Source organism: Arcicella sp. BE140 (assembly GCF_031456255.1).
GTDB lineage: Bacteria > Bacteroidota > Bacteroidia > Cytophagales > Spirosomataceae > Arcicella > Arcicella aquatica.
This window is the reverse complement of record NZ_JAVDUE010000011.1, coordinates 51,893-75,324: the sequence shown is the minus strand read 5'-3', so window position 1 is coordinate 75,324 and position 23,432 is coordinate 51,893. Positions and strand designations below refer to the sequence as shown.

The following is a 23,432-nucleotide window of genomic DNA, read 5'->3' as shown; positions in this document are numbered from 1 at the left end:
AGTAATTGAGTAGTTTTTTTGAAAAAAGTGTATTTAGAGTAACTCAGTTTAGATAAATTGCTTTCCCAATTACTAATTCACTAAATAACAATTCACTAACTCACAACTCACTAATTCACAACTATTTAACTCACTAATTCATCACTTTTTAAATAAAAACATGGATTTTCAGCGTTATAATCGTCAGATAATTTTACCAGAAATAGGGTTAGCAGGACAGCAACAACTGAATGATGCCAAAGTATTGGTTATTGGTGCTGGAGGCTTGGGTTGTCCGATTTTACAATATTTAGTAGCAGCAGGGGTAGGCAATATTGGAATTGTTGACGCTGACGTGGTGTCAATCTCTAATCTTCAAAGGCAAATATTATATACTACTGCCGACATTGACAAAAAGAAAGTAGAAGTAGCCAAAGAACGTTTACTGGCGATTAACCCCAATGTTAATATCCAAACTTTTCCTGTTAACCTCAGTGCAGACAACGCACTTGCGCTTTTTGCGAAGTATGATATTATCGTAGATGGTTCTGATAATTTTGCTACACGCTATTTAGTAAATGATGCTTCAGTGATACTGAATAAACCATTTGTTTCTGGCTCAATCTTTAAGTTTGAAGGACAAGTTTCAGTTTTTAATTTTCAAGAGGGCCCAACTTATCGCTGTTTGTATGCTGAACCACCAACTGCTGGAAGCGTACCTAATTGTGCTGAAATAGGCGTAATAGGAACATTGGCAGGCATTATCGGAACGATGCAAGCAGCCGAAGTAATTAAAATGATTACAGGGGCAGGGGAGGTATTATCAGGTAAATTATTAATGTTTGATATGCTTACAATGCGTTCTCAAATCATTAAATTCAAGGCTATTCCTGAGAATAAGCAAATCAGCAAATTGGTCGATTATCAAATTTTATGTGGTGATTTTCCCGTTGAAAACACTCATGTAATTGATATTCAAACATTAGAACAATGGATTGAAGAACAGCGAGATTTTCAATTGATTGATGTAAGAAACCCACATGAGTTTGAAAGAGATAATATTGGTGGAATTAATATTCCATTGGATGATTTATTAGAAAGCATTGATGAAATAAACTTAGAAAAAACAATTGTTTTCTGTTGTCAGACAGGTCTAAGAAGTGCCAAAGCCATAGAATTATTGAAATCTGTCAGTATAGAAGGAACATTTTTGAACTTAGGCGGAGGAATCTGATGTAATGAGCATAATTGTAATATATTATCATAATTTTTTTTGACAATATGTTTGAATAAACAAATAAATACGCTAAATTTCAACAATGAAATGCGTTATTCTGCGAATAAATAAAGCAATGGTGTATGAATCGTTGTTTAGTTTATAGGAAAAACAAAAAAGTCGAAACTAAAATAGTATCGACTTTAAACATTAACCATTTTTATTTTTTTAATATTATAATATTTCCGAAGAAATTATCTAGTTCTTTATTTTATATAAGATTCAAAAATTTTGTAAAGATACTCATTTTTTAATTACTTATTTTTTCAAGTCTATCATAAACTTCTAAGCAAGCTCGAACATTATGATAGGGACATTTCCAAAAGCCTACTTTGTCTTGATGAGGCATTGGTTTATTTTGTTCACCTGTTACACCCCAATACCATTCGCCTGATGGCGTAATTAAATACGCTTTTATAAACTCCCAGCTTTTGATAGATTGTTGAAGATATTTCGGATTTTTAGATAATTGAAAGGCATTCAAATAACCAACCATCGCTTCTGCCTGTACCCACCAGTGTTTATCAGTATCATGATGCTCTTCTTCAGACTCATAAGCTAAGCCTCCATCTCCTTGCAATCCTTTTCCCACAGCATCAGTAATTTTAAGGGAAATTTTGTGTACTTCATTCAATAAATTTTCGTCACCAAGTACTTCGGTCGCTTCATACAAAAGCCATGAAGCTTCAATATCGTGTCCATAAGAAATGATGTGAGATTTCACCGTCCAATCATCATCATGAAATAAATATTGGTGTCCCGTCTTCTTATCAACAATATACTGGATAAATATTTCAATCAGTGCTTTTAACTTGTTTTTAAGCAAATTATTGTTCCAAACCTTTAATAAATTTGCATAAGCCTCCAAAATATGCAAATGAGTATTCATCGACTTTTTTTCATTAGCATCTTTTTGACTCAATTTTAAATCTTCAATAGGTTGCCAGTCTTGTGCCAAGGCCTCTAAATATCCTCCATATACTTTATCAAAACTGTTGGTTTCTATGATGTTAAATAGGTCTATCGCCCAGTCAAGTACTTCTTGCTGTTGAGTGACGTTATAGTATTCAGTCAGCCCATAAATTACAAAAGCCTGTCCATAAATTTGTTTACGTGTATTCAATGGATTTCCTTTAAAATCTACTGACCAATATACGCCACCAAAGGTTTTATCGCTAAAATAATTTCTCAAATACTCATAAGCCCTTGTTGCAGTAGATAAATACGCTGGTCGAGGATTATGGCGATATGCTGCTGAGAAAGTCCATAAAATGCGAGCATTCAATACAGAACCCTTTTCGGCATTAGGTACTACTTCATCATTTTCGTTAATTTGTCCATAAAAACCACCAAATTCATCATCAATAGTATTGTTAAGCCAGTAATCTAAAATATTTTCTATTTCCTGATTTACTTCCTTTTGGTATGTTTCATTGCTCATTTGCATGGAATTTCATGTGAATAAAAAATGTCATGAAGAACGAATCCTTCATGACTACTTACTATTGAAGCTGTTTATACTTTCCCTTTCGGATTAAACTAAGTCTTTTAGAATAGCTTGTTTCAAAATTTACTCAACGTAGCGATGCTATGCTTCCCAAATTTTGAAAAAATCAATTCTAAAATACAATACTTTCACCTAAGAAACCGAAAGTTTAAACAGCTTCAGTATTATAAATTTTGAGAGTGAATAAAAGTCTTAGAGTGTTTCAGCAAACTGCTGTGATTGTGCATACGATTTATTCTTTTTAATAATTTCATAAATGTTCTCTACAGACTTAGCCGAACGGAAACCATCCGATGGAGAATTAACGACATAGTCCAAGAGCTTATCTAGCGTTGAAGTAGCCACGTGTATACGCGTATCTGAAGAAGCATAATAAATAAATACCTGTCCATCATCATCTAAAATCCAACCGTTAGCAAAGATAACATTTGATACATCTCCGACTCTTTCTATGCCTTCGGGAGCAATAAAATATCCAGCAGGTTTATAAATTACTTTCGTAAGTTCGTTCAAATCTGTCATGAATACGTATAATACATAGCGTAATCCAGCCGCAGTATTACGAACACCATGAGCCAAATGTAACCATCCCAAAGACGTTTTAATAGGTGCAGGTCCTTGTCCATTTTTCACTTCGTAAACCGTATGATAAAGTTTCTCATCAACGATATATTCTTTTTCGATAATAGCATCTTGCATGGTATCTGCATAGCCAAAGCCAATACCTCCGCCAGTTCCTGCTTCAATAAATCCATCTTGTGGACGAGTATAGAAAGCATATTTACCATTGACAAATTCAGGGTGCAAGACCACATTTCTTTGTTGTGGAGATGGCGTTTTTAAATCAGGAAGACGTTCCCAATTGATTAAATCTTTCGTACGTGCCATACCTGCTTGAGCAACTGCCGAAGATTCATCCCCGATTTTAGCATCTGGGTCTTTGCGTTCTGTACAAAAAAGACCATAAATCCATCCATCTTCATGTGCCACCAAACGCATGTCATACACATTGCCATCAGGGACATTGGTTTCAGGCATATTGATAGGAAACTCCCAAAAACGGAAATTATCAATACCATTTGGACTTTCGGCGATGGCAAAGAACGATTTCCTATCGATTCCTTCTACCCTGACAGCCAATATATATTTATCATTCCACTTAATAGCACCCGCATTAAAGGTAGCATTAATACCGAAACGTTCCATTAAATAAGGATTCGTAGCGGGATTTAGGTCATAACGCCAAGTTATAGGTGCGTGCTGTGCCGTAAGTACTGGATTTTCGTAGCGCTCATAAATTCCGTTTCCTAAATCCACTGGTTGGTTAGGCTTGGTCACTAACGATTCATAATGATTATTTAAAGCTTGTAATCTTTTTTCAAATGTATTCATGCTATTTATAAATGTATGATTGAAATACTTTTTTAATCATTAGGGAGTTTCTTATACCAAGTTTTCCAAAGTATAAAAGCGCATAATCCTAAAATAATGGCAGCGATTCCTACATGCATGGGCATTAATAATACCACATACACCGGTAAGGCAGTAATCGCCGTTTGTGCAATTGTACCAACTAATACATTAAACATATCTGATTTGAATTCACGATTAGCTTCAAACGTTGGGTCTTCTGCTTTTACTAACTCATCAATGGGTTTCCAGAACCCCCACGGACGGATATTTTTATAAAAACTTTTGAGTACTTCTGTATCAGTAGCGGGTGTTAATAATGAACCAGCTACCGACCCAATAATTGATAATAATAAAATAATTGGAAAATAGTAAAGCGGTAAAGCATCTGTAAAAATGGTCGGGAGAATCATTGACGAAGCAATGCCTGCAAACATTCCCCAGAAAAAACCATAACTATTAAAACGCCACCAATGCCATTTCAACACATTGGCTGCGATATAGCCCCCATAAAGGGCTGAGACAATCCATTGAAGAATACTATTGACATCTTTGGCAAAGAAACCTAGCATGATGCTTATAAAAACTACGACCAAGCCTGTGATATAATTCATCCTAGCAACTTGCTTATTACTAGCATTGGGATTGATAGATTTTAGATAAATATCATTCACCATATAGGCTTGTGCAGCATTGAAAGTCCCTGCGAATGTCCCCATAAATGCCCCCATTAGCCCTACCAATATTAGTCCTAATAAGCCCGACGGAATAAAGGTATTCAAAGCGGCAGGTAAAATTCTTTCAAAGTCGCTTCCAGTTGCGGTTGAAATATTGATGTCTTTGAAGAACAATAAACCTAACACAGTAATGCCGATAATTAATAAATAACGTGTTGGCAACAATACCACGTTTACAATCATACTCATTAGAGCAGCTTCACGGGGCGATTTTGTTGAAAGCACTTTCTGCATATCATAGTTTGGTGCTGGGCCAGCCAAACTTGACAAGATTCCTTTCGCTGTCATTAAGGCAAAAAAGTATCCGAATGGAGAAAACCCATCGCTAGTAATCTTAGTATTTACTTCATTGATAATTCCCGACCAATCTAAATTCAATTCTTTTCCAAAAAATATATCATTCCACCCTTTTGGTACAATCAGTAAATGATTGGATAAGGCTTGCATAGCAATAATAGCTACGGCAAAAGATACAAACACCATGATGACATAGTGAATCAAGTCTGCCCAAACAATGCTTTTCATACCTCCCAATAAAGAGTAAAATACCGTAAATAAGGTAAAAATAATACCATAAAGATGTGCTACGTATTCAGGCGCTACTTCGAAAGGAACGTAGCCTTTTACAATATCCCAAGGAATAAAAATTTCAATAAATTTTCCTAAACCAATGAACCCATAAGCCATAAAACCCAAACAGGACAAAAGGGCAAATGCAATGATGATTTTATGAGAAAGTTGAGCATCTTTATTCGTCCCAAAGCGAGTGAGCATCCATTCTGCACCTGTTGACACATTAGAACGACGCAACCAAATAGACATATAAACCATCATGAAAATCTGGTTGAAAACAGGCCAGAGCCAAGGCAACCAAATACTTTTTACACCATAAATAAACATGATAGCCACCATCCAAGCCGTACCCGAAATATCAAACATTCCAGAAGCATTCGAAACGCCTAACATCCAATATGGCATTGATTTACCCCCTAATAAATAATCATTTTTACTACGTTGTGCCTGTTTTTTTAATACAATTCCTATCACTGAAACTAATATTAAATAGGCGATAATAACGATAATATCTAATAATTGAATTTTCATTTAAGGTTGTTTTAACAAATTTTTCAATAAAGATGGTTATTTATGAAGGTTAGTTTTTTCGAAAAATATGCTTTGCTTAGGGTCACATAGCATAAAAAATGCTTTTGTAATTTATAATACAAAATTGACAGTTTTTGTGGTGAAACTGTTAATACTTTTTTATCAATTGCTTATATTAAATCTACTTTTATACGATTTTTGATAGTGTTTTGCAGAAAAATATAAATTAAGTATTACTAAATATTGTATTATCGTTAATTGAGGAACTTGTCTTTTGTGAACAGAAAGGCGTATTATTTTATCATTAAAAAAGGAATCCCTTTTAAGTGGAGGGCTTACTTAAAAGGGATTATCGTATTTATTCAAATTTCGTATTGATTGTCATTCCTGGCCAAGTATCTGTCCTAAATGAATTGGCAGGTAAGCCTTCTGAGTTAAACAAGTTGGCATCCATTGGCGAATCTGCCCAAGCATATCTTACTGAAATAGGCTTTAAGCCTTTTGGATGATAAACAATCACCTTGTTATCTACAAGTTCAGCTTTGGCATAATAAAACACCTTATCTTCCCCTGCGATTTCAAAGCCTTTTAAGTATCCAAATTTATCTTGAATGACTAAGCCTTTTGCAATATTTTTGAAAGAAACAATCGCTTTACCATCTTCATAACTAACCGATTCAAACATCGGAGAACTGTATTCAATATTTTGCCCGAAATCTTTTTTCAAGGCATTTATTGCCAAACGATGTCCTACATCCTGTTTGTTTGTTGGGTGAATATCATTCGGATTCCCAATATCTGTAATGACAGCCATTCCAGTTTTAGGTAATGATAAGGTCATTGTTTGGGCTTCTCTTAATTCTGCCCAATTACTACCTTGATTACTGTTTTGATAAGGACCATAATTGGCTAACTGAACGAAATAGAAAGAAAAATTATCATTCCATTTTTTACGCCAATCTTCTATCATGAGTGGAAAGGTTTGGCGGTATTGATAAGCTCTGCCAGTATTTGCTTCACCCTGATACCATAAAGAGCCACGCATGGCAAAAGGGACAAGTGGGGCTATCATACCGTTGTAAATAGTAGTACCAACATTGTTGCTAGAATGAACATATTCATGTTTTCCAGCAAAAGATGGCATCAATCTCCAGCCTGTTGCAATGCTAATTTTTTGATTGTCGACTTCTACATACAAATCAGTAGCAGAACCTATTAGTCCTAGTCCCATCCAAGGAAGGCTTTGCATATTCCCGAATTTTATCATTAATTGGTTTGTTCCAGTTTGCCAAGTATTTGCAGGTACGGTAATCTTGCGAACACCTTTAATGACACCCTGTGAAACTAATTTACCATTAATGTAAATCTCATTATAACTATCGTTTTCTGCTAAGGCCAACGTTGTTTCGGTTGAAACAGCCTCTTTAGGCACTTCGATAGTGCGAGCCATGTAACCATCTCCACGATATGCCCAAATGCCTTTCCAGTCCCATTGTCCCATTGGGCTATCCGCATAAAGCCATTTAGAAATATCATAATTCGCTGTCAAGTATTTCTTTTCGTCTTCAACGGTTGGGTTGATATTACTGCCTAATAATTGCTTTTGTACTTTCTGGTCATGAGCATAGTCGGCATCTTTCCAATTGCTCGGTAAGTGCTCTGCATAACTTTTTAGTTCGTTATTAGTCAACATTCCTTCTTTACTAATCCAACCTTCCACCTGCGAACCTCCCCAAGAAGAATGTAATAAACCAATTGGGATATTTAATTTTTGATATAACTCACGAGCAAAGAAAAACCCAACTGCTGTAAAATTACCAACATTTTCTGGCGAGGCTACTTTCCATTCGCCTGACTTTAAATCTGCTTGTGGGTCAATCGTAACCTCATGTTCTACATAGAAATGTCTGATTTTTGGATAGTCAGCATTTTTCTTTTCTTCATTAAAATTATTAGCTTGAGAAACTCTCCATTCCATGTTCGATTGCCCAGAACAGAGCCATACTTCACCAATTAAAATATCATTAACATTAATACTGCCAGATTTTGCAGTTACTGTCATTTTAAAAGGCCCCCCAGCTTCAAGCGGAGTAAATTTTACCATCCATTTTCCTGTAGCATCAGCCTTTGTGTTTTGAGATTGCCCAGCCAAAGTAACATTTACTTTTTCGTTGGCATTAGCCCAACCCCATACAGGAATAGGTTTTTGTCGTTGTAATACTACATGGTCAGAGAAAAGTCGTGCTAGCTTTACTTGACCAAAACAAGTAACAGAAATAAACGATAAACAGATTAAAAGTGTTTTTTTCATAAAGAGAGTGAATGTTTTTTTGATTTACCGAAATTAAGAGAAAGTAATCGGAAAGTTGTCCTATTTAATCAGGAAAAAAAGCAAAGAGATGTGCTTTCAATGCATTGTGAGTTCTTTTATCCAACTAGCTAACTGTATTATTTAAGAAAGGCTTGGTATATAAATGAGTAGATGACATTATCTCAATTCTTTTCTATGATGGATAAAATAATCCAAATGAATTTCAACCTCATTCATTAATAAACAAGTCTATGAAAATAATACTATTGTGTAGTTTGATGTTTGTTGCTTGGCTATTGCTCAAGACACCTTTGTAACCAACATGGATGGGCAAATGACAAAGGTTTGCAACCATTGTCTCGAATCAGTCTGGTGAAAACATGATATGACAGCTTATAAATGGGAAGAATACATTGTTTTGAAAAGTAAATAAGATAAAGTATTCCAAAGCATTATCTCTAAAACCGTATAAATAGAAGATGATATTCTATTTATAATTTTGTATTTTACCAAGATAATTTTATAAATTGCATAGTGGTTTCTTTATTGAAAATAAGTTATTACACTATTTTAGAATAAAAAGCTTAAATGATGAAAGACGTTATCTTCTTTATTAATATAGCATTGAATACAATGAGACGGTTTTTTTGAGTTTTCATCATCAAATTAAAGTTGTCATTATAAATCGATATAAAAAATAAAATATATTTAGAATATCATAACTTATTTTGTATAATTGTATTTAACTAATAATTAATAACATATAAATATATTTTTTTATTTGATTAATAAAGCATAAATCAAATAATTCCCCCCATATTAATCTTTGCTACTATCACTTTTATCTGACCTAATCTATTAAGTATTTTTATCAATTATGAACCTAACAAAAAAAAATAATATAAAAGTAATTGGCAACTTGGACGGTCCAACGATGTTATTCGCACACGGATTTGGCACAGACCAACATGCTTGGTCTAAAGTTTCAGAGGCATTTATCTCCAAATACAGAATTATTCTTTTCGATAATGTTGGTGCTGGTCAAGCCGACCCCGAAGCTTTCAGCCCTAATAAATATGATACCTTGCAGGCTTATGTCAATGACCTTATTGCAATTTGTGAGGAATATGAGGTAAAAGATGCCATCATGATAGGGCATTCAGTGAGTGGAATGATTAGCTTGCTTACTGCCGTTCAAAGACCAGCATTTTTCTCAAAATTAGCATTGGTAGGTGCTTCCCCAAGATATTTGAATGATATTGGTTATTTAGGAGGCTTTGAGCAACAAGATTTAGATGCATTGTATGATACAATGGCGAATAATTATTTTGCTTGGGTAAGTGGTTTCTCAGCTGCAGCGATGGGCAATCCAGAAAACCCTCAATTAGCAGAAGGTTTTGCTGCTACCTTACGGGCAATTAGACCCGATATTGCACAATCAGTAGCCCGCGTAATATTCCAATCAGATTATCGTAAAGAATTAACAAAGTTGAATAAACCTACTTTATTAATACAGGCTAAAGAAGATATTGCTGTACCCATTGATGTGGCATATTATCTGAACAATAATATCGCTAATAGTAAACTGACCGTCGTAAATGCTTACGGTCACTTCCCACATATAAGCGCCCCAAATGAAGTTATTAACGCATTAGAGCAATTTATTTAATTATTTTGGACAAGCAAATTGACTGGATTTATGAGGCTGTTAACTTTTTAACAGGACTTTATCCTATAAAAAAAGAGAAAAACATTCAAGTTATTTATGCACAAGCTACTCACCTGATTAAAAAGCATGCACATGCAGAGGCCGCTGCTTTTGTTAAGATGGATGATAATCTTACGGTTCGTGCAGAGTTTAATACTTCTAGGCATTTTTTAAATAGTTTTATCAATGCTGAATTAGTATTAAAGCTTGTAAATGAAAATGAAATTGTTTTTGATATAGATAATTCTTTTTCAAAAGAAGAAGGAGAGGATATAATATTTATTCCTTTGAATGAATCAGGATTCAGAGGAGGCGTTATCTTATTGGTTAAAGATGACCGAAAGCATGATGATTTGTTTTTAGCATTTTTAAACCATGCCTCTGTGGGTCTCAAAGACACCATCTCAATTATTCAGAATTATTTTTTAATCGAAGAACTTACTACTCGTTTTAATGCTATTCTCGAAACGATTCCGCAGGGAGTAGTATTTGTAGACGATGTAGGAAAGGGGGGGTGGGTAAATAGCCAAGCTGCCGAGATACTGAATATCCCGAAGGATGACAATAAGCCATTGATCATTGCCGATGCGATGCAAAAATTAAGGGATAAGGCTGTCAACAAAGATGAAATCATCAGAGAGGGAATCAGACTGTTTAGCTTGCCAGGACAAAAAATAAATTACTGGAAATGGATTTTTGGTGACCCTGTAACTTATGTTCTAAGTGTTTCGTGTGTACCTACTATTTCTCAAAATATCAAAGGTCGTTTATGGGTTTTTGCGGATGTTACCTTCCAACATTTGGCTAACGAACAACTGTTAGAACTGAATACTGAATTAGCAGAAAAAAGGATAATTGCTGAGGAGCAAAACAAAGCAAAGTCTGACTTTTTAGCTAATATGAGTCATGAGATACGTACACCAATGAATGGCGTAATCGGTATGGCAAGTTTATTAGTAAATACCGAGTTAAGTGAAGAGCAGATGGATTACGTAGAGACTATACGTATCAGTGGCGAGGCACTTATTGCTATCATTAATGATATTTTGGATTTCTCTAAGATTGAATCTGGTAAAATAGAACTAGAGAGCAAACCATTCTATATTAATAATGTCATTGAAGAAACCTATGATTTACTGTCTGTCAATGCTAATGACAAAGGTCTTGATTTGCTTTATTACATTGAACCTGACGTACCCTTAGAAATCAAGGGAGATATTACCCGACTCAGACAAATAATGATTAACCTAGTAAACAATGGTATAAAGTTTACTGCTAAAGGCGAAATCCAAGTGAGTGTTAAAAATGGGGGCATTGATGAGCAAGGTTTTTATAATTTAGAATTTTCAGTAAGAGATACAGGAATTGGTATTCCTCAGGATAAATATTATAAATTATTTGAGAGTTTTTCTCAAGTAGATTCTTCAACTACCCGTAAGTATGGCGGTACAGGTCTTGGTTTAGCAATCAGTCAGCGATTGGTATCACTCATGGGAGGGAGCATACGCGTAGAAAGCGAAGTAGGCAAAGGTTCGTCGTTTATCTTTAACATCAAAGTAGAAGCCAACAGAGACGTTAAAAAGTATAAAGCCAATGCAAACGTAGAAATGGTTTCATTGAAAGGTAAGCGTATCTTAATATTGGATGATAATAAAACCAACCTGAAAATTCTTAAAACACAATGTAATATTTGGGGGATGGATGCTACAACTTTCGAACATTACGAAGATGCATTAGCATCTATAGAAACAGATAGGTATGATTTAGTAATTATTGATATGCTAATGCCCGGAAAGGACGGTATCGAAGTGACTAGGATAATCAAAGAATTACGGAAAGATTTGCCTGTTATTTTATTTAGCTCTTCAGGAAACCACAACATGCTATCATTGGATGATAACACAAAACTGTTTGAGTCTATCTTAAATAAACCTACCCGTCATAGCCATATTTTAAAAGCGATTAATAGTGTTTTGAATAACACCGTAAAATCAACTGTTAAAACTACCGTTACTACAGATACCCTAAATTCTGCCCTACCTATCAACATCCTTATTGCTGAGGATGATGCTATTAATCAAAAGTTATTAACAAGGGTTTTAGAGAAACTTGGATACGCTGCTGATGTAGTAGAAAATGGCATAGAGGTACTCAAAGCAATAGAGAAAAAGAAGTATCATCTAATATTTATGGATGTCATGATGCCTGAAATGGATGGTTTTGAAACGACTAGAAATATCGTAAAGCTATATCCTAAACATGCCAGACCTCTTATTATTACGGCCACGGCTAATGCTTTATCAGATGATCGTGACAAAGCGATACTAGCTGGGATGGATGATTATATCAGTAAGCCATTTAAAATGCAAGACGTACAAGACAAAATAGAAAAGTGGAAAGAAATTTTGCTTGAAAAAATATGATGATGAATTTTTAGAAATCCAAATTTTTAGAGATTACCCTGTAATAATATTCCTCTTAATAGGATATTTAACGATTTCTTTTTTGCTTTAATTGGAAAATATTTCCTTCAGGGTCTTCGCCATCACAAAACAGGTAGTCGTAGTTATCAAACGTTTTGATTTCTTTTAAAGAGACATTTTTGCGGATTAAATCTTCTCTGATTGCGTAAATATCTTCGCCTACTTCAAATACAATTTTTGTGTTACTGTCAAACTTGAATGATTCTTGGTTTGCCTCTAAATACACTTCAGGGATTTTATGAAGGCCAATTTTACATGCTCCCGCTTGCAGAAGAAGCCATTCTTTATCGAACTCTTCAACAATTGCTAACCCTAAAATGTCGACATAAAAGGTCTTGAGTTTATCGACATTTTGAACAAAAATAATTATCGTGTCTAAAGTCAGTTTCATACATTTACAAATTTTAATATTAGCCAATTTATCAATATTTTGAAAACATGGGATAGTCTTAGTCCTTAATTTATAAAATAAAAAAGTGTATTTGGGGTTTCGCACTACGCTGGTTTTGCAAACTTTTTTCTAAAATCAAAAACTTTTTCAGAAGCACCATTTTTTTGAAGATAGTCTAGGTTATCAACTGCTTCTTCAAGAGATGGGAATTGTCCGCTAGGTATCCACCACATGGCTGTATAAGCTTTTCCATAAGTCTGAAACCATTCCTTACGACGCTTCAAAAACTCAGAATGAAAAGTTTTATACATAAAATTTTCTAAGGTCTCTATACTTTCCCAAACAGATATATTGATAATTACTTGTTCATCATTATATGGATTAATACTGGTAGCATTATTTGAATCGTCTTTTAGTCTCCAAATAAAACCTTCACTACTTTCTGCTATAGCATTTACAGTGTCCAGATTATCATAGAACTCTTTCATAATTGGGTCGTTGATATTTACGCCCTTCATTCTAGCAATATTGATTTCGGCAATTTGATATTTACTCATAAATGAATTAAAATGATTTTGGAATGGATTAAATTGTAAAATTCATAGACGGTTCGATTTGTTCGACAAGGGCAAATCGCATGACAGATAAAAACGTTCTCAATCTTTTTGGGATTAAAATTCTTTTTATCAAAACTTCCACTTGCCTTTCAGAAAAAGTAGAAGAGCAACAGTAATCAACCAAAATATACGCAAATAAATGATTGGAAAAATATGTATTAAAGTATTTTATGAATATCGTATAGTCTTTTGAGCTCCTTTAAGATTAACAGATATACAAATGTTGTGAATTAATTCACTTGATATGTAGATGATGCCTTTTGTTTAAAAATACAGAAACGATAAGCTATTACCAAGAACTTTACTTTACTGAAATCAAAAAAAGCTAAGTAAAACTAAATATTTATGTTGAAGTGAAAAATATTTGGTTAAATGATGAATTATAATTACGTTTGTGTATTGTATATGCCTTTTGCCTAATCCTTCTTTATCGTCAACTCAATATTTTTTAGCATTGAAATGTTATTATACCCATAATATTTCAATTGAAATTACTATCAGCTATTTACTGAAAATTACTAAATCAACCTTTTGTATCATATTTAACTATCACACTCAATGCCATTAAATACAATTATTCCAATCGGTTCAGATGGGTTTTATCACCCTGCATCTGAAAGTGAAGTAATTTCACTGGTAAAATATGCCTATGATAACAATTTACAAATCCGTTGTCGAGGGGCGTCTCACTCTATCGCTAGGGCCATCTATACAGACCCAGGGCCAGGGGAATTACCTGTACCTGACAAAGTTTCTGAAGAAAATCCGCCCAAAGGACCCAATCTGAATCTTATTTTTGATAATTTGATGAGTCTGACTTGGATTGATAACGAAAAAGGAATTATTGAGGTAGATGCAGGTATTCACCTTGGTTATGACCCCATGGACCCCACAGGAGCATCAACGTTAGCCAATAGTTTATTGTATCAAACTTTTCTAAAAGGCTGGACATTAAGCGATTTAGGCGGTATTACTCATCAAACAGTATCAGGATTTCTATCAACTGGCTCAGCAGGTGGAACAACGATGTACACTATCGAAGAAAACCTGTTAGCATTCAGGGTAATAGATGGACAAGGGAATGCTGAATGGGTAGAAAAAGACAGTGATTTATTTAACGCCTTAGGTGTTTCCTTGGGTTTATTAGGTGTTATTGTAAAAGTGAGAATGCAATTAGTACCCTTCTTTAATATTTATGGACAACAAATAACCACTAAAACAACCTACGAAGAATGTCCAATAGATTTGTTTGGTGATGGTAATTCCACAAAGCCTAATTATCAACAATATCTTGAAAAAACACCTTATTCTAGAATGCTATGGTGGCCCCAAAAAGGCGTAGATAGAGTAGTAATGTGGCAGGCTATTCGGGGAATAAACCCTCCTGTATTTTACCCAGCTCCTTATGAAGAATTTGCTGATACCAATCTGTTAACCCAAATTGAACAGTTGGGGGCGTCAGTAATGTTTACAACATTAGGAAACAATGGTTTCTTGAAAACTTGGAAAAAACTGCAACCAAGCTTCAAGGCATTCTATAACAGTATTAAGTCTGGTATATTAGCAGTGTTATTAACAGTCATTCTATACATTCTCTTGTTTCCAATTACTTTGTTTTTTAGCATTTTTAAAGGTGTTTTGTGGCTCTTATTCCCAACAATCATCAATTTGCTTCAACCACTGACTAAGGATGGTAAGGCTATGTTATTCATGGATTATATGTGGCGAAGTTTACCGATGGATAACGAGGCTGGTGATATCCTGATGGGAACAGAATTTACAGAATTGTGGATCCCGATTGAGAAAACAAAAGAGGTAATGAACCTACTGAAAGGTTTTTTTGAGCAAGATGGCAGAAAAGCCACTGGAACGTATAGTACTGAAATATACGCAGGTAAAGCTAGTAATTTTTGGTTGAGCCCTTCTTATAATAGAGATGTTATTAGGGTAGATGTTTTTTGGTATGCCTCAAATGAAGGAAATCCATCTGTAAAAGGAGGGTTTTATGAACAATACTGGGAACTTTTCGAGAAAAATAATATTCCATTTAGGCTACACTGGGGAAAATTTGCACCTAGCTATGATTATAAACATTGGGCAGAATATCTAAGAAGTCAGACACCAAAATGGGATGATTTCTTAATGCTACGCCAACAACGTGACCCTAAAAATATCTTTTTTACTGATTATTTTAAATTACGTTTTTTAGGAGAAAAGTAGTTAATACAAGTAAGGTTTGTGAAAGAGGGCTTTAAGAATGTAAGTCTTACACTTAATTCTTAAAGCCCTCTCTTTTTTTAAGCGTCTAGTCCTTTCAGTCTTCAAATCCAGAAAAACTGTTTTAACAAAAGGATATTCCGCCCTTGTTGGTGAATTAACACTAACCTTTACTTTTGTTTACTATTTAAGTTATTCGATTTGTTCTGCAAGGGCAAATCGAATGACAAATAAAAACGTTCTCAATCTTTTAGGATTAAAATCCTTTTTATCAAAACTTCCACTTGCCTTTCAGAACAAGTGGAAGAGCATTAAGAAAAATACCTCTATCTTTTAGTCTTGTGTCCTAAAGTCTCCAATTACTACAAATTTTCCTCTAAAACAGCCGTTTTAACATTATCGTCTGAATGCCTATCTATCAGCTTATTAATAGGGTCAATTCCTGCTTTTTTAGGCTTTTCTTTTACAATGATTTTAAAGGTGTTGTCTTTCTTAGATACTTTATATTTTTGGATATAAAGCAATTTGTCTTTACCATCTTTGTCTTCTCCATACACACCTACGTCAATCCAATCGTTCAGGGTAATAGGTTTTTCGTTACCAGAACTATCTGCCCTGAATTTTTCTGAAATGGCTTTGATGCTTACTTCATAAGTTTTGTTTGGTAATACTTTGTAGGTCACTTTATCGGTTTTGTTCTCATACAACGTAATGGTTTCAAACATATCATGAATGATGTATTTTAATGAATCTGGCGTTTCGGCTTTGAAATACTTTAACAAATCCTGACTAGTAGGATAGCGTTTGTATTTCCCATCAGAACTTGGATATTTCCAATCTGCCAAGAAATCATGCAATGCTTTATTTACTTTATCTTCACCGATATAATCTTGTAAAGCAAACATCACTACTGACCCCTTGTTATAATGAATATACCCCTGACTTTCTACCAAGGCTAAGGGTTGCTCTTTTTTACTTTCTCTTGCACGTCCGCTCAGGTATTTATCCAATTCATATTTCAAGAACTTTTGCATTAATTCAGGTTTGATAGCGTGTTTCATCACCATTAAAGCTGAGTATTGAGCTTGTGTTTCTGAAAGCATCGCATTTCCCTTTACCTTCGCTTCGGCTACCTGATGTCCCCACCATTGGTGTCCTAATTCATGGGCAGTTACATAAAAAGGCATATCCAAGTCTTTTTCTGGGTCATTGATTTTCTGGATAAAACCAATTCCTTCTGAAAATGGAACGGTATTGGCAAACGACTGGGCAAAAGTAGCATAGCGTGGAAATTCCATGATTCTCATTTGGCGATATTGATAAGGGGCAAAGTTTTTATCAAAATAGTCGAATGAAGCTTTCATAGAAGACATCATCTTGTCAAGGTTATATTCATGCCCTTTGTTATAATAAATCTCTAAATCTACTCCCTTCCATTTATCATGCTTAATCTGATAGTCAGCAGAGATTATCGAATAGAAATTAACCATCGGAACATCCATTTTATAATGGAAATATTTGCGGTCTTGTTTCTCCCAAGTTTTTTGTAAATAGCCTGGGGCGATAGCAGTTTGGTCTTTACTCGTGCCTATTACCATTTCAAAACGGATATAGTCTGAATCATCACCAAACAAACTTTGTGAAAGTCCGATTGGATTATTCTGTTCCATCATGCGTTCTTTTTCAGGCAATTTGTATTTTTTACGAGTATCGTCATCACCTATTTCAAAGCCATCACTATAGCCTAAAGAAGGCAAATATCCATTATTGAAAAAAGTACCGTTATAGACAATATCAGTATTAGAGCCTTTGGCAACAAACCCTTTCGTTTCATAGATAGTTTTAAAGCTCATCTTAACAGAATCGCCAGAAGCCAACGGTTTATTTAATTGATAAATAGTGAATCCAAAATCATCGTAGGTCTTTTTGATTTTTGCACCTCCTTCAAATTTTAAATATTCAATATTCATATTATGTTGAATATCATTTTGGATATAAATATCATTCAGGGTTTTAGCTGTTTTATTTTTTAACCAAAAATAACCTTCGGCAGTAAAATCACGCTTTTCAGGATAAATCTCAACGTTTAAATTAACATCTACAATACGAGGCTGAGGAGCATTGTCAAATGGCTTTTTCAAGGTTTTTTCATAATCTGCCTGTATCTTATCTTGGTCTTCCTTGGTAAAATACTTATTCAATTTGTTGGTATTATAATAGATATATCCCCCCGCGGCAACGAAGGTTATCAGTACCGTGATACCAAAAGTAAGCACAGGTTTACTTAAACGAAGTTTACCAATTTTCAAACGTGTTTGCATCAAAACCTCTGTTCCTCTTACACTTAACAAAACGGATAAGATAAAAAGAATGCCTACAAAAGCCAGCCAGTAGAGTTTCATCCATGAAAATGACGATACAAAATGCCCGTATTTATTCATATCAGAATAGCTTCCTAAACTACCACTATTGAATGAAAACAGAGGGTGTTCGATACCAGCGCCACTCATAAACAAGTTGATTATAAAGAAAACAAACATCAAGGCAAAGCCAACCAGTTTGTTATTGGCAATGGTTTGAATAAAGAAAGAGAGTAAAGTAAAGGCTGTGAGAAAAATTAGTTCGTCGGTAAACAACGTTTTGAAATAAAGCGATAATTCAAAATTGAAATAACCATGTGCTACTTGCACACATACCCCGAAGAAAACTAAGCAGAACAGTAAACCTATATAGATGACAATTAAGCCTAAGAATTTAGAAAATAGTCCTACCCAATCTGGTACGGGCAATGCATCTATAATTAAATTAATATTCACTGTTCTTTCACGCCAAATTAATTCACCTGAGTAAAAAACAACGATGATTAAAAAGAACAAATCGAACTCTCCTAAAAAGCCTAATACATTGGCTGTAATAGGGTAGGAGCTTGTTCCATACATTTCACCGAAATAAAATGAGTTGATGGTTAAATCTGTAAACCCAACAAAAACGATAGCAATGAATGGGATTTCTTTAACAACCATTTTAGCATAAAAAATGGATTGCTCCCATAACTGAATAAGATTAGCAGAAAAATTAGTGAATTGATGAACCGCTGGAATCAATACGTTTTCTGGTTTAATAGTCAATGGTGTTTCTTTCACTACTTTCTTTTTCTTGAGCCATGAAGACGTAACCACATTAAAACTAAAAGCATAATAAGTAATAACCAAGATAAGTACTCCTATACCGCACCAAAGTACACGATTCCAGAGCATCATGCCTTCCAGAGGAATCAGTAGATTGTTTTTCTGAGCGGGCGTCCAATATTGTGTATAAATCTGGAAAGTCCTTACGGCAAATGGGTCAATTAATGAAGCTAAATCCTTATTCTCCAAATCTTGGGTAATCGTACCCGTTATTTCATACAAGACAAACAAAATAATACCTTGTGTATAAATTACCAAGGGCTTTCTGCTCAATGTTCCTGCGGCAAAATAGATGGTAGCTTGGATGAAAAGATTGGTAATACCATAAAAAATAAACGGCTGAAAATAATGCCAAATATCAAATGGATGCATTACTTTTTCCTTCCAAGATGGGTCCCAAGGTAAAAATTTACCAATTGAAAAACCTAGCATAAAGGCCATCCAAATGGATGAATATATCAGTACCATTACAAAGAATGAACCCCAAAATCTACCCATCAAATAATCAAATTTAGACATGGTAGTGGTAAACATCAATGATTCGGTTTTGTGTTCAAAATCACGCAAAACGGCTACACCCATCACCGCCGAACTGATAAAAGTTACGGCGAAAGTCATGATGATTGTCATGAACGATAACGAATACGGCGAATTGGCTTGTAATTGTCCACCAGCGGCACTCCCTATTGTTACATACTTTGACGTAGCAGCCGCGAAACACAACATGAATAATATAAAAAAATACAAATAAGTAGCTGCTCTATTCTTTCGATAGCTAAATTCAAAACGTAAAATCTCTAAAAACATCGTATTGTCGGTTTAGGCATTAGCAAAAATTTTCGTGAAATAAACATCTTCCAAATCTCCTTCAACGGCATCAAAAGTGCCATCTGGATTGCTATCAGCTAAAACGTGTATCACAGGGGACCCTCCAATCAGTTTGTCTGAAATCAAGGTGTAGTTTTTCTTGTATTCTTCTAATTCAGCCTTTTGAATACGCTTACGCCATATTTTACCTTCAATTTCTTTGATAGCATCAAACGGGTTTCCTTTATAAAGTACCTGCCCTTTGTTGAATACCGCCATGTCCTGACACAACTCTTTTACATCGTCAACAATATGGGTAGAAAGTATCACAATGGTATTTTCGCCTAATTCTGATAGAAGATTTAAAAAACGGTTACGTTCGGCAGGGTCAAGTCCTGCGGTGGGTTCATCCACAATAATCAATTTAGGATTCGCTAACAAGGCCTGAGCAATGCCGAAACGCTGCTTCATACCGCCTGAGTAACCACCCAAATTCTTTTTGCGTGCCTCCCAAAGATTGGTTTTTTGAAGTAATGATTCTACCAATTCTTTGCGTTCTTTGGCATTGGTAATGCCTTTTAATACGGCCAGATGATTTAATAGCGTAATGGCATCTACTTTAGGATATACGCCAAATTCTTGTGGTAAATACCCCAATGTTTTACGTACTTCCTCTTTTTGTTTTAATACGTCTATATCGCCTAATGTTATTGTGCCTGTATCGGCTTCTTGAAGTGTTGCTATAGTTCTCATCAAAGACGATTTACCCGCTCCATTTGGGCCTAATAAACCAAACATTCCTTGATTGATTGTTAAATTTACGTTTTGGAGCGCTTGAACGCCGTTAGAATAGGTCTTATTCAGGTTTGTAATCGTTAGTTGCATAAAGTTTGAAGTTTATTTTTATACAAATTAACATTTTACCTTCATTTATTTTTTAGAATGTGATGAAAACATTGAGGATTAGATAAATGGCAAAAAAAAGCAAAGCAAAAGAAGTTCGCTTCTTTTGCTTTGCTTGCAACGAATATCTATTGAAAAATCCTACTTTGTTTTAGGTTGAAAAAAGTTCATCCCTAAATACAACAGAAATGAAAAAGTACAAATCCAAAGTCCGCAGGCTTCTCTGGCTAATTCTTGATTAATCGTTTTCATGGATAAGCCTCCACCTTCAGAGAAAAAACCTTCCCAAGAGGTCATTTGTAACCACGTATTTAATCCTGCTACAAAAGACATAATGGTTACGACTACCAGCAATTCAGGATTGCTTTTGCCTTGATATGCTTTTAATGAACAATAGGCAGCCACTAAGTAAATCGGAATCCAAAGTACAGGGTCAGGGTCATTATATTGCCAGCCTGCAAACAATAAGAAAATCATGGTAAAGACTATGCCGAGGTATTTCATTTTTTGAGTGATTAGTTAAGAGTTGTGAGTGACGAGTTTTTTGAGTCTTGAGTCCTGAGTGATGAGTTGTGCTTTGTCCTTACCTAAGATAGATTACCCTGTAAGTACTTAAACCTAAATGCTCACTACTCAATGCTTACAGCTAAAAAATTATTTACAAAACGTCTCTATCGCCTGTTTAGCATCAGTATAACCTAAACGGCTTGCCATTTTAAAACTCAAACAACTGTCATCTGAGTTCCCTCGTTTTTGTTGAACTACGCCCAAACCATAATATGCTTTGGCGAATTTATTGTCGGCTTTTACCGCATTCGTAAAATCTTCTAAAGATTTATCTAATTCACCCAATTGGAAGTAGATATTCCCACGATTATACAATGCATTGGTTTCCTTAGGGTCTAGCTGAATAGCTTTATCGAAATCTACAATGGCTTCTTCTGTTTTATGTAAAGCTGCTAAAATAATACCTCTTTTTACATACAATTCGGCAGTATCTGGCTGTATGAAAATGGCTTTGCTACAATCTTCAAAAGCTCCATCCCAATCCGACTTTTCCATCTTTACTGAAGCCCTGTTAAAGTATGGTTGGTAATTATTGGGGTCTAGTTTAATGGCTTGTTCGTAATCTAGCAAGGCTGTAGTAAAATCTTTCAATTCAAAATTTGCGGCACCACGCATGTTAAAAGCTTTGGCATTGGCAGGGTCTTTGTCGATAGCCTGATTTAGGTATTCTATGGCTTCTCTAGGTTTACCTTGTTTCAATTGTTCCTTCGCTTTTTCTAAAAAAGCATCTGCCGACCCTGTACAATTCAATAAAAAAAAGCAAAAAGAAGGTAAAAAGAGAGAAAATGTAAATTTTTTTAAAATATTTTTTAGTGTCATAATGTTAAGTTAATTAACTGTAAATCAAAAGGTCATCCTATTAATCAGTCAAAGTTGACTAGATTTTATTAGAAAACTTTCCTCAAAGTTGCGGTGAAGGTTTTGAAAAAACAACAAAACCTGCCATCTTTGTGACGGCAAATTACCAGCTCCCTCCGAATCCCCCAGGTCTTGACCGAAGCAAGGGTAGGCAGGTTGTAGCGGTGAATTTGCCTTTTTTTGTTTTATGTCCATTCACTTCTCTTCAACAATCTTCATATTAAATATCTTTTAAAGTAGTAAAGTAAAAGCAACTGTTCTATACTGTTATAATTTTTATTAAATAATTCTCTGCATTCTCAAATGCTTTTCCTAATTTTGTAAAAAAATAATAGATAGGAGAAAAAGCAATTCCATTTAAAATTTCCTTTCGATTTTCATATAGCGTTAATTAACATAATTCTCAAAAAACATATCAACATGAAATTTTTTATTGACACAGCCAATCTCAAAGAAATCCAAGATGCTCAGGATTTAGGTGTATTAGACGGAGTAACTACCAATCCATCTTTAATGGCAAAAGAAGGAATCAGCGGTAAAAACAACGTTCTTAAGCATTATAAAGCAATTTGTGATATTGTTGAAGGTGATGTTTCTGCGGAAGTAATTGCAACTGATTTTGAAGGAATGGTTCGTGAGGGAGAAGAATTAGCAGAATTAGACGAGAAAATAGTAGTGAAAATTCCGATGATTAAAGACGGCGTAAAAGCACTTAAATATTTCTCAGAAAAAGGAATTAAAACAAACTGTACATTGATTTTCTCTGCTGGTCAAGCTTTATTGGCAGCCAAAGCAGGAGCTTCTTATGTTTCTCCATTTATTGGTCGTTTAGACGATATTTCATTTGATGGTATCCAATTAATTGAGCAAATCCGTACAATTTATGATAACTATGGTTTTGATACTGAAATCTTAGCAGCATCTGTACGTAACCCAATTCATATTATCAGATGTGCTGAAATCGGTGCTGATGTAATGACTGGACCGCTTTCTGCGATGTTAGCATTATTAAACCACCCATTAACTGATAGTGGTTTAGCAAAATTCTTAGCTGACCATGCTAAGACTAATGCTTAGTAGCTGTAGGTTATAAGCTTTGAGCCTTGAGCAATGAGTTTTTTAGCTTTCGGATGTCAGCCTTCGGCTATCGGTATTATAAATAACAATAAAAAAGCTCTTCAAACACTAAAGTTTGAAGAGCTTTTTTATTTGGGCTTTCGAACATTGGCTTTCGGTCTTCAGCCTTCTGATATCAGCAATCAGCTTTTAAAAATGAAAATCACAAAAGCTGACAGCTGACATCCGAAAGCTCATTGCTCAAAGCTTACATCTGAAAGCTAAAAATTAAGGTAACCGATAGCCGATGACC

General features: G+C 34.7%; 16 protein-coding genes. 6 read left to right on the top strand and 10 right to left on the bottom strand.

Going from position 1 to position 23,432, the window contains the following annotated elements; translation table 11 throughout:
- Positions 1–160: 160 nt before the first annotated feature.
- Positions 161–1,213 carry a molybdopterin-synthase adenylyltransferase MoeB gene (gene moeB / locus J2Y60_RS15895; RefSeq protein WP_309919896.1) on the top strand — a complete coding sequence of 351 codons (1,053 nt, stop codon included), beginning with the start codon at positions 161–163 and terminating at the stop codon, positions 1,211–1,213.
- 292 nt (positions 1,214–1,505) lie between these two features.
- On the opposite strand, the gene J2Y60_RS15890 is transcribed toward moeB, so the two are convergent.
- The 4 genes from J2Y60_RS15890 to J2Y60_RS15875 all read right to left on the bottom strand — a co-directional run bounded on the left by J2Y60_RS15890 (position 1,506) and on the right by J2Y60_RS15875 (position 8,324).
- On the bottom strand, positions 1,506–2,696 hold the full coding sequence (locus J2Y60_RS15890) for an AGE family epimerase/isomerase (protein ID WP_309919893.1): 1,191 nt from the start codon (positions 2,694–2,696) through the stop codon (positions 1,506–1,508).
- A 258-nt stretch (positions 2,697–2,954) separates the two neighbouring features.
- Positions 2,955–4,154: a glycosidase gene (locus tag J2Y60_RS15885; protein ID WP_309919891.1), complete on the bottom strand. Its 1,200-nt coding sequence runs from the start codon at positions 4,152–4,154 to the stop codon at positions 2,955–2,957.
- 32 nt (positions 4,155–4,186) lie between these two features.
- Positions 4,187–6,013, bottom strand: coding sequence for a sodium:solute symporter family protein (locus tag J2Y60_RS15880; RefSeq protein ID WP_309919889.1), 1,827 nt, complete (start codon positions 6,011–6,013; stop codon positions 4,187–4,189).
- Between the two features lie 358 nt (positions 6,014–6,371).
- On the bottom strand, positions 6,372–8,324 hold the full coding sequence (locus J2Y60_RS15875; RefSeq protein ID WP_309919886.1) for a sialate O-acetylesterase: 1,953 nt from the start codon (positions 8,322–8,324) through the stop codon (positions 6,372–6,374).
- A gap of 877 nt (positions 8,325–9,201) precedes the next feature.
- On the opposite strand from J2Y60_RS15875, the gene J2Y60_RS15870 reads away from it, so the two are divergent.
- Both J2Y60_RS15870 and J2Y60_RS15865 read left to right on the top strand, forming a co-directional pair.
- Positions 9,202–9,993 carry an alpha/beta hydrolase gene (locus J2Y60_RS15870; protein ID WP_309919884.1) on the top strand — a complete coding sequence of 264 codons (792 nt, stop codon included), beginning with the start codon at positions 9,202–9,204 and terminating at the stop codon, positions 9,991–9,993.
- 5 nt (positions 9,994–9,998) lie between these two features.
- Positions 9,999–12,455, top strand: a complete 2,457-nt coding sequence (locus J2Y60_RS15865) for a response regulator (RefSeq protein WP_309919881.1) — start codon at positions 9,999–10,001, stop codon at positions 12,453–12,455.
- A 67-nt stretch (positions 12,456–12,522) separates the two neighbouring features.
- Here the strand turns inward: J2Y60_RS15865 and J2Y60_RS15860 are convergent, their stop codons facing one another.
- A complete protein-coding gene (locus J2Y60_RS15860) occupies positions 12,523–12,906 on the bottom strand; it encodes a VOC family protein (RefSeq protein WP_309919878.1) in 384 nt (127 codons plus the stop codon).
- Between the two features lie 104 nt (positions 12,907–13,010).
- Positions 13,011–13,463, bottom strand: a complete 453-nt coding sequence (locus J2Y60_RS15855; protein ID WP_309919875.1) for a DUF3291 domain-containing protein — start codon at positions 13,461–13,463, stop codon at positions 13,011–13,013.
- Between the two features lie 618 nt (positions 13,464–14,081).
- Here J2Y60_RS15855 and J2Y60_RS15850 point away from each other — a divergent pair.
- Complete coding sequence (locus J2Y60_RS15850; protein WP_309919872.1) at positions 14,082–15,743, top strand: D-arabinono-1,4-lactone oxidase; 1,662 nt, start codon at positions 14,082–14,084, stop codon at positions 15,741–15,743.
- Positions 15,744–16,102: 359 nt separating this feature from the next.
- On the opposite strand, the gene J2Y60_RS15845 is transcribed toward J2Y60_RS15850, so the two are convergent.
- The 4 genes from J2Y60_RS15845 to J2Y60_RS15830 form a co-directional block, all read right to left on the bottom strand.
- The gene (locus tag J2Y60_RS15845; protein ID WP_309919869.1) at positions 16,103–19,735 is read right to left on the bottom strand and encodes a M1 family aminopeptidase; all 3,633 of its coding nucleotides are present in this window, start codon (positions 19,733–19,735) and stop codon (positions 16,103–16,105) included.
- A gap of 12 nt (positions 19,736–19,747) precedes the next feature.
- Positions 19,748–20,620, bottom strand: a complete 873-nt coding sequence (locus tag J2Y60_RS15840; RefSeq protein WP_309919865.1) for an ABC transporter ATP-binding protein — start codon at positions 20,618–20,620, stop codon at positions 19,748–19,750.
- A gap of 159 nt (positions 20,621–20,779) precedes the next feature.
- On the bottom strand, positions 20,780–21,142 hold the full coding sequence (locus J2Y60_RS15835) for a transmembrane 220 family protein (RefSeq protein WP_309919862.1): 363 nt from the start codon (positions 21,140–21,142) through the stop codon (positions 20,780–20,782).
- A gap of 150 nt (positions 21,143–21,292) precedes the next feature.
- A complete protein-coding gene (locus J2Y60_RS15830; RefSeq protein ID WP_309919859.1) occupies positions 21,293–22,024 on the bottom strand; it encodes a tetratricopeptide repeat protein in 732 nt (243 codons plus the stop codon).
- Positions 22,025–22,483: 459 nt separating this feature from the next.
- Here J2Y60_RS15830 and fsa point away from each other — a divergent pair, with 459 nt between their 5' ends.
- Positions 22,484–23,140, top strand: a complete 657-nt coding sequence (fsa, locus tag J2Y60_RS15825; RefSeq protein WP_309919856.1) for a fructose-6-phosphate aldolase — start codon at positions 22,484–22,486, stop codon at positions 23,138–23,140.
- A 33-nt stretch (positions 23,141–23,173) separates the two neighbouring features.
- Complete coding sequence (locus tag J2Y60_RS15820) at positions 23,174–23,362, top strand: hypothetical protein (protein WP_309919853.1); 189 nt, start codon at positions 23,174–23,176, stop codon at positions 23,360–23,362.
- The last annotated feature ends 70 nt before the right edge of the window (positions 23,363–23,432 follow it).

Coding starts and splice junctions, on each gene's coding strand:
- J2Y60_RS15870 (WP_309919884.1), top strand. CDS start 9,202: ATGAACCTAACAAAAAAAAATAATATAAAAGTAATTGGCAACTTGGAC.
- J2Y60_RS15845 (WP_309919869.1), bottom strand. CDS start 19,735: ATGTTTTTAGAGATTTTACGTTTTGAATTTAGCTATCGAAAGAATAGA.
- J2Y60_RS15860 (WP_309919878.1), bottom strand. CDS start 12,906: ATGAAACTGACTTTAGACACGATAATTATTTTTGTTCAAAATGTCGAT.
- J2Y60_RS15840 (WP_309919865.1), bottom strand. CDS start 20,620: ATGCAACTAACGATTACAAACCTGAATAAGACCTATTCTAACGGCGTT.
- moeB (WP_309919896.1), top strand. CDS start 161: ATGGATTTTCAGCGTTATAATCGTCAGATAATTTTACCAGAAATAGGG.
- J2Y60_RS15830 (WP_309919859.1), bottom strand. CDS start 22,024: ATGACACTAAAAAATATTTTAAAAAAATTTACATTTTCTCTCTTTTTA.
- J2Y60_RS15850 (WP_309919872.1), top strand. CDS start 14,082: ATGCCATTAAATACAATTATTCCAATCGGTTCAGATGGGTTTTATCAC.
- J2Y60_RS15885 (WP_309919891.1), bottom strand. CDS start 4,154: ATGAATACATTTGAAAAAAGATTACAAGCTTTAAATAATCATTATGAA.
- J2Y60_RS15855 (WP_309919875.1), bottom strand. CDS start 13,463: ATGAGTAAATATCAAATTGCCGAAATCAATATTGCTAGAATGAAGGGC.
- J2Y60_RS15875 (WP_309919886.1), bottom strand. CDS start 8,324: ATGAAAAAAACACTTTTAATCTGTTTATCGTTTATTTCTGTTACTTGT.
- J2Y60_RS15880 (WP_309919889.1), bottom strand. CDS start 6,013: ATGAAAATTCAATTATTAGATATTATCGTTATTATCGCCTATTTAATA.
- fsa (WP_309919856.1), top strand. CDS start 22,484: ATGAAATTTTTTATTGACACAGCCAATCTCAAAGAAATCCAAGATGCT.
- J2Y60_RS15890 (WP_309919893.1), bottom strand. CDS start 2,696: ATGAGCAATGAAACATACCAAAAGGAAGTAAATCAGGAAATAGAAAAT.
- J2Y60_RS15820 (WP_309919853.1), top strand. CDS start 23,174: ATGAGTTTTTTAGCTTTCGGATGTCAGCCTTCGGCTATCGGTATTATA.
- J2Y60_RS15835 (WP_309919862.1), bottom strand. CDS start 21,142: ATGAAATACCTCGGCATAGTCTTTACCATGATTTTCTTATTGTTTGCA.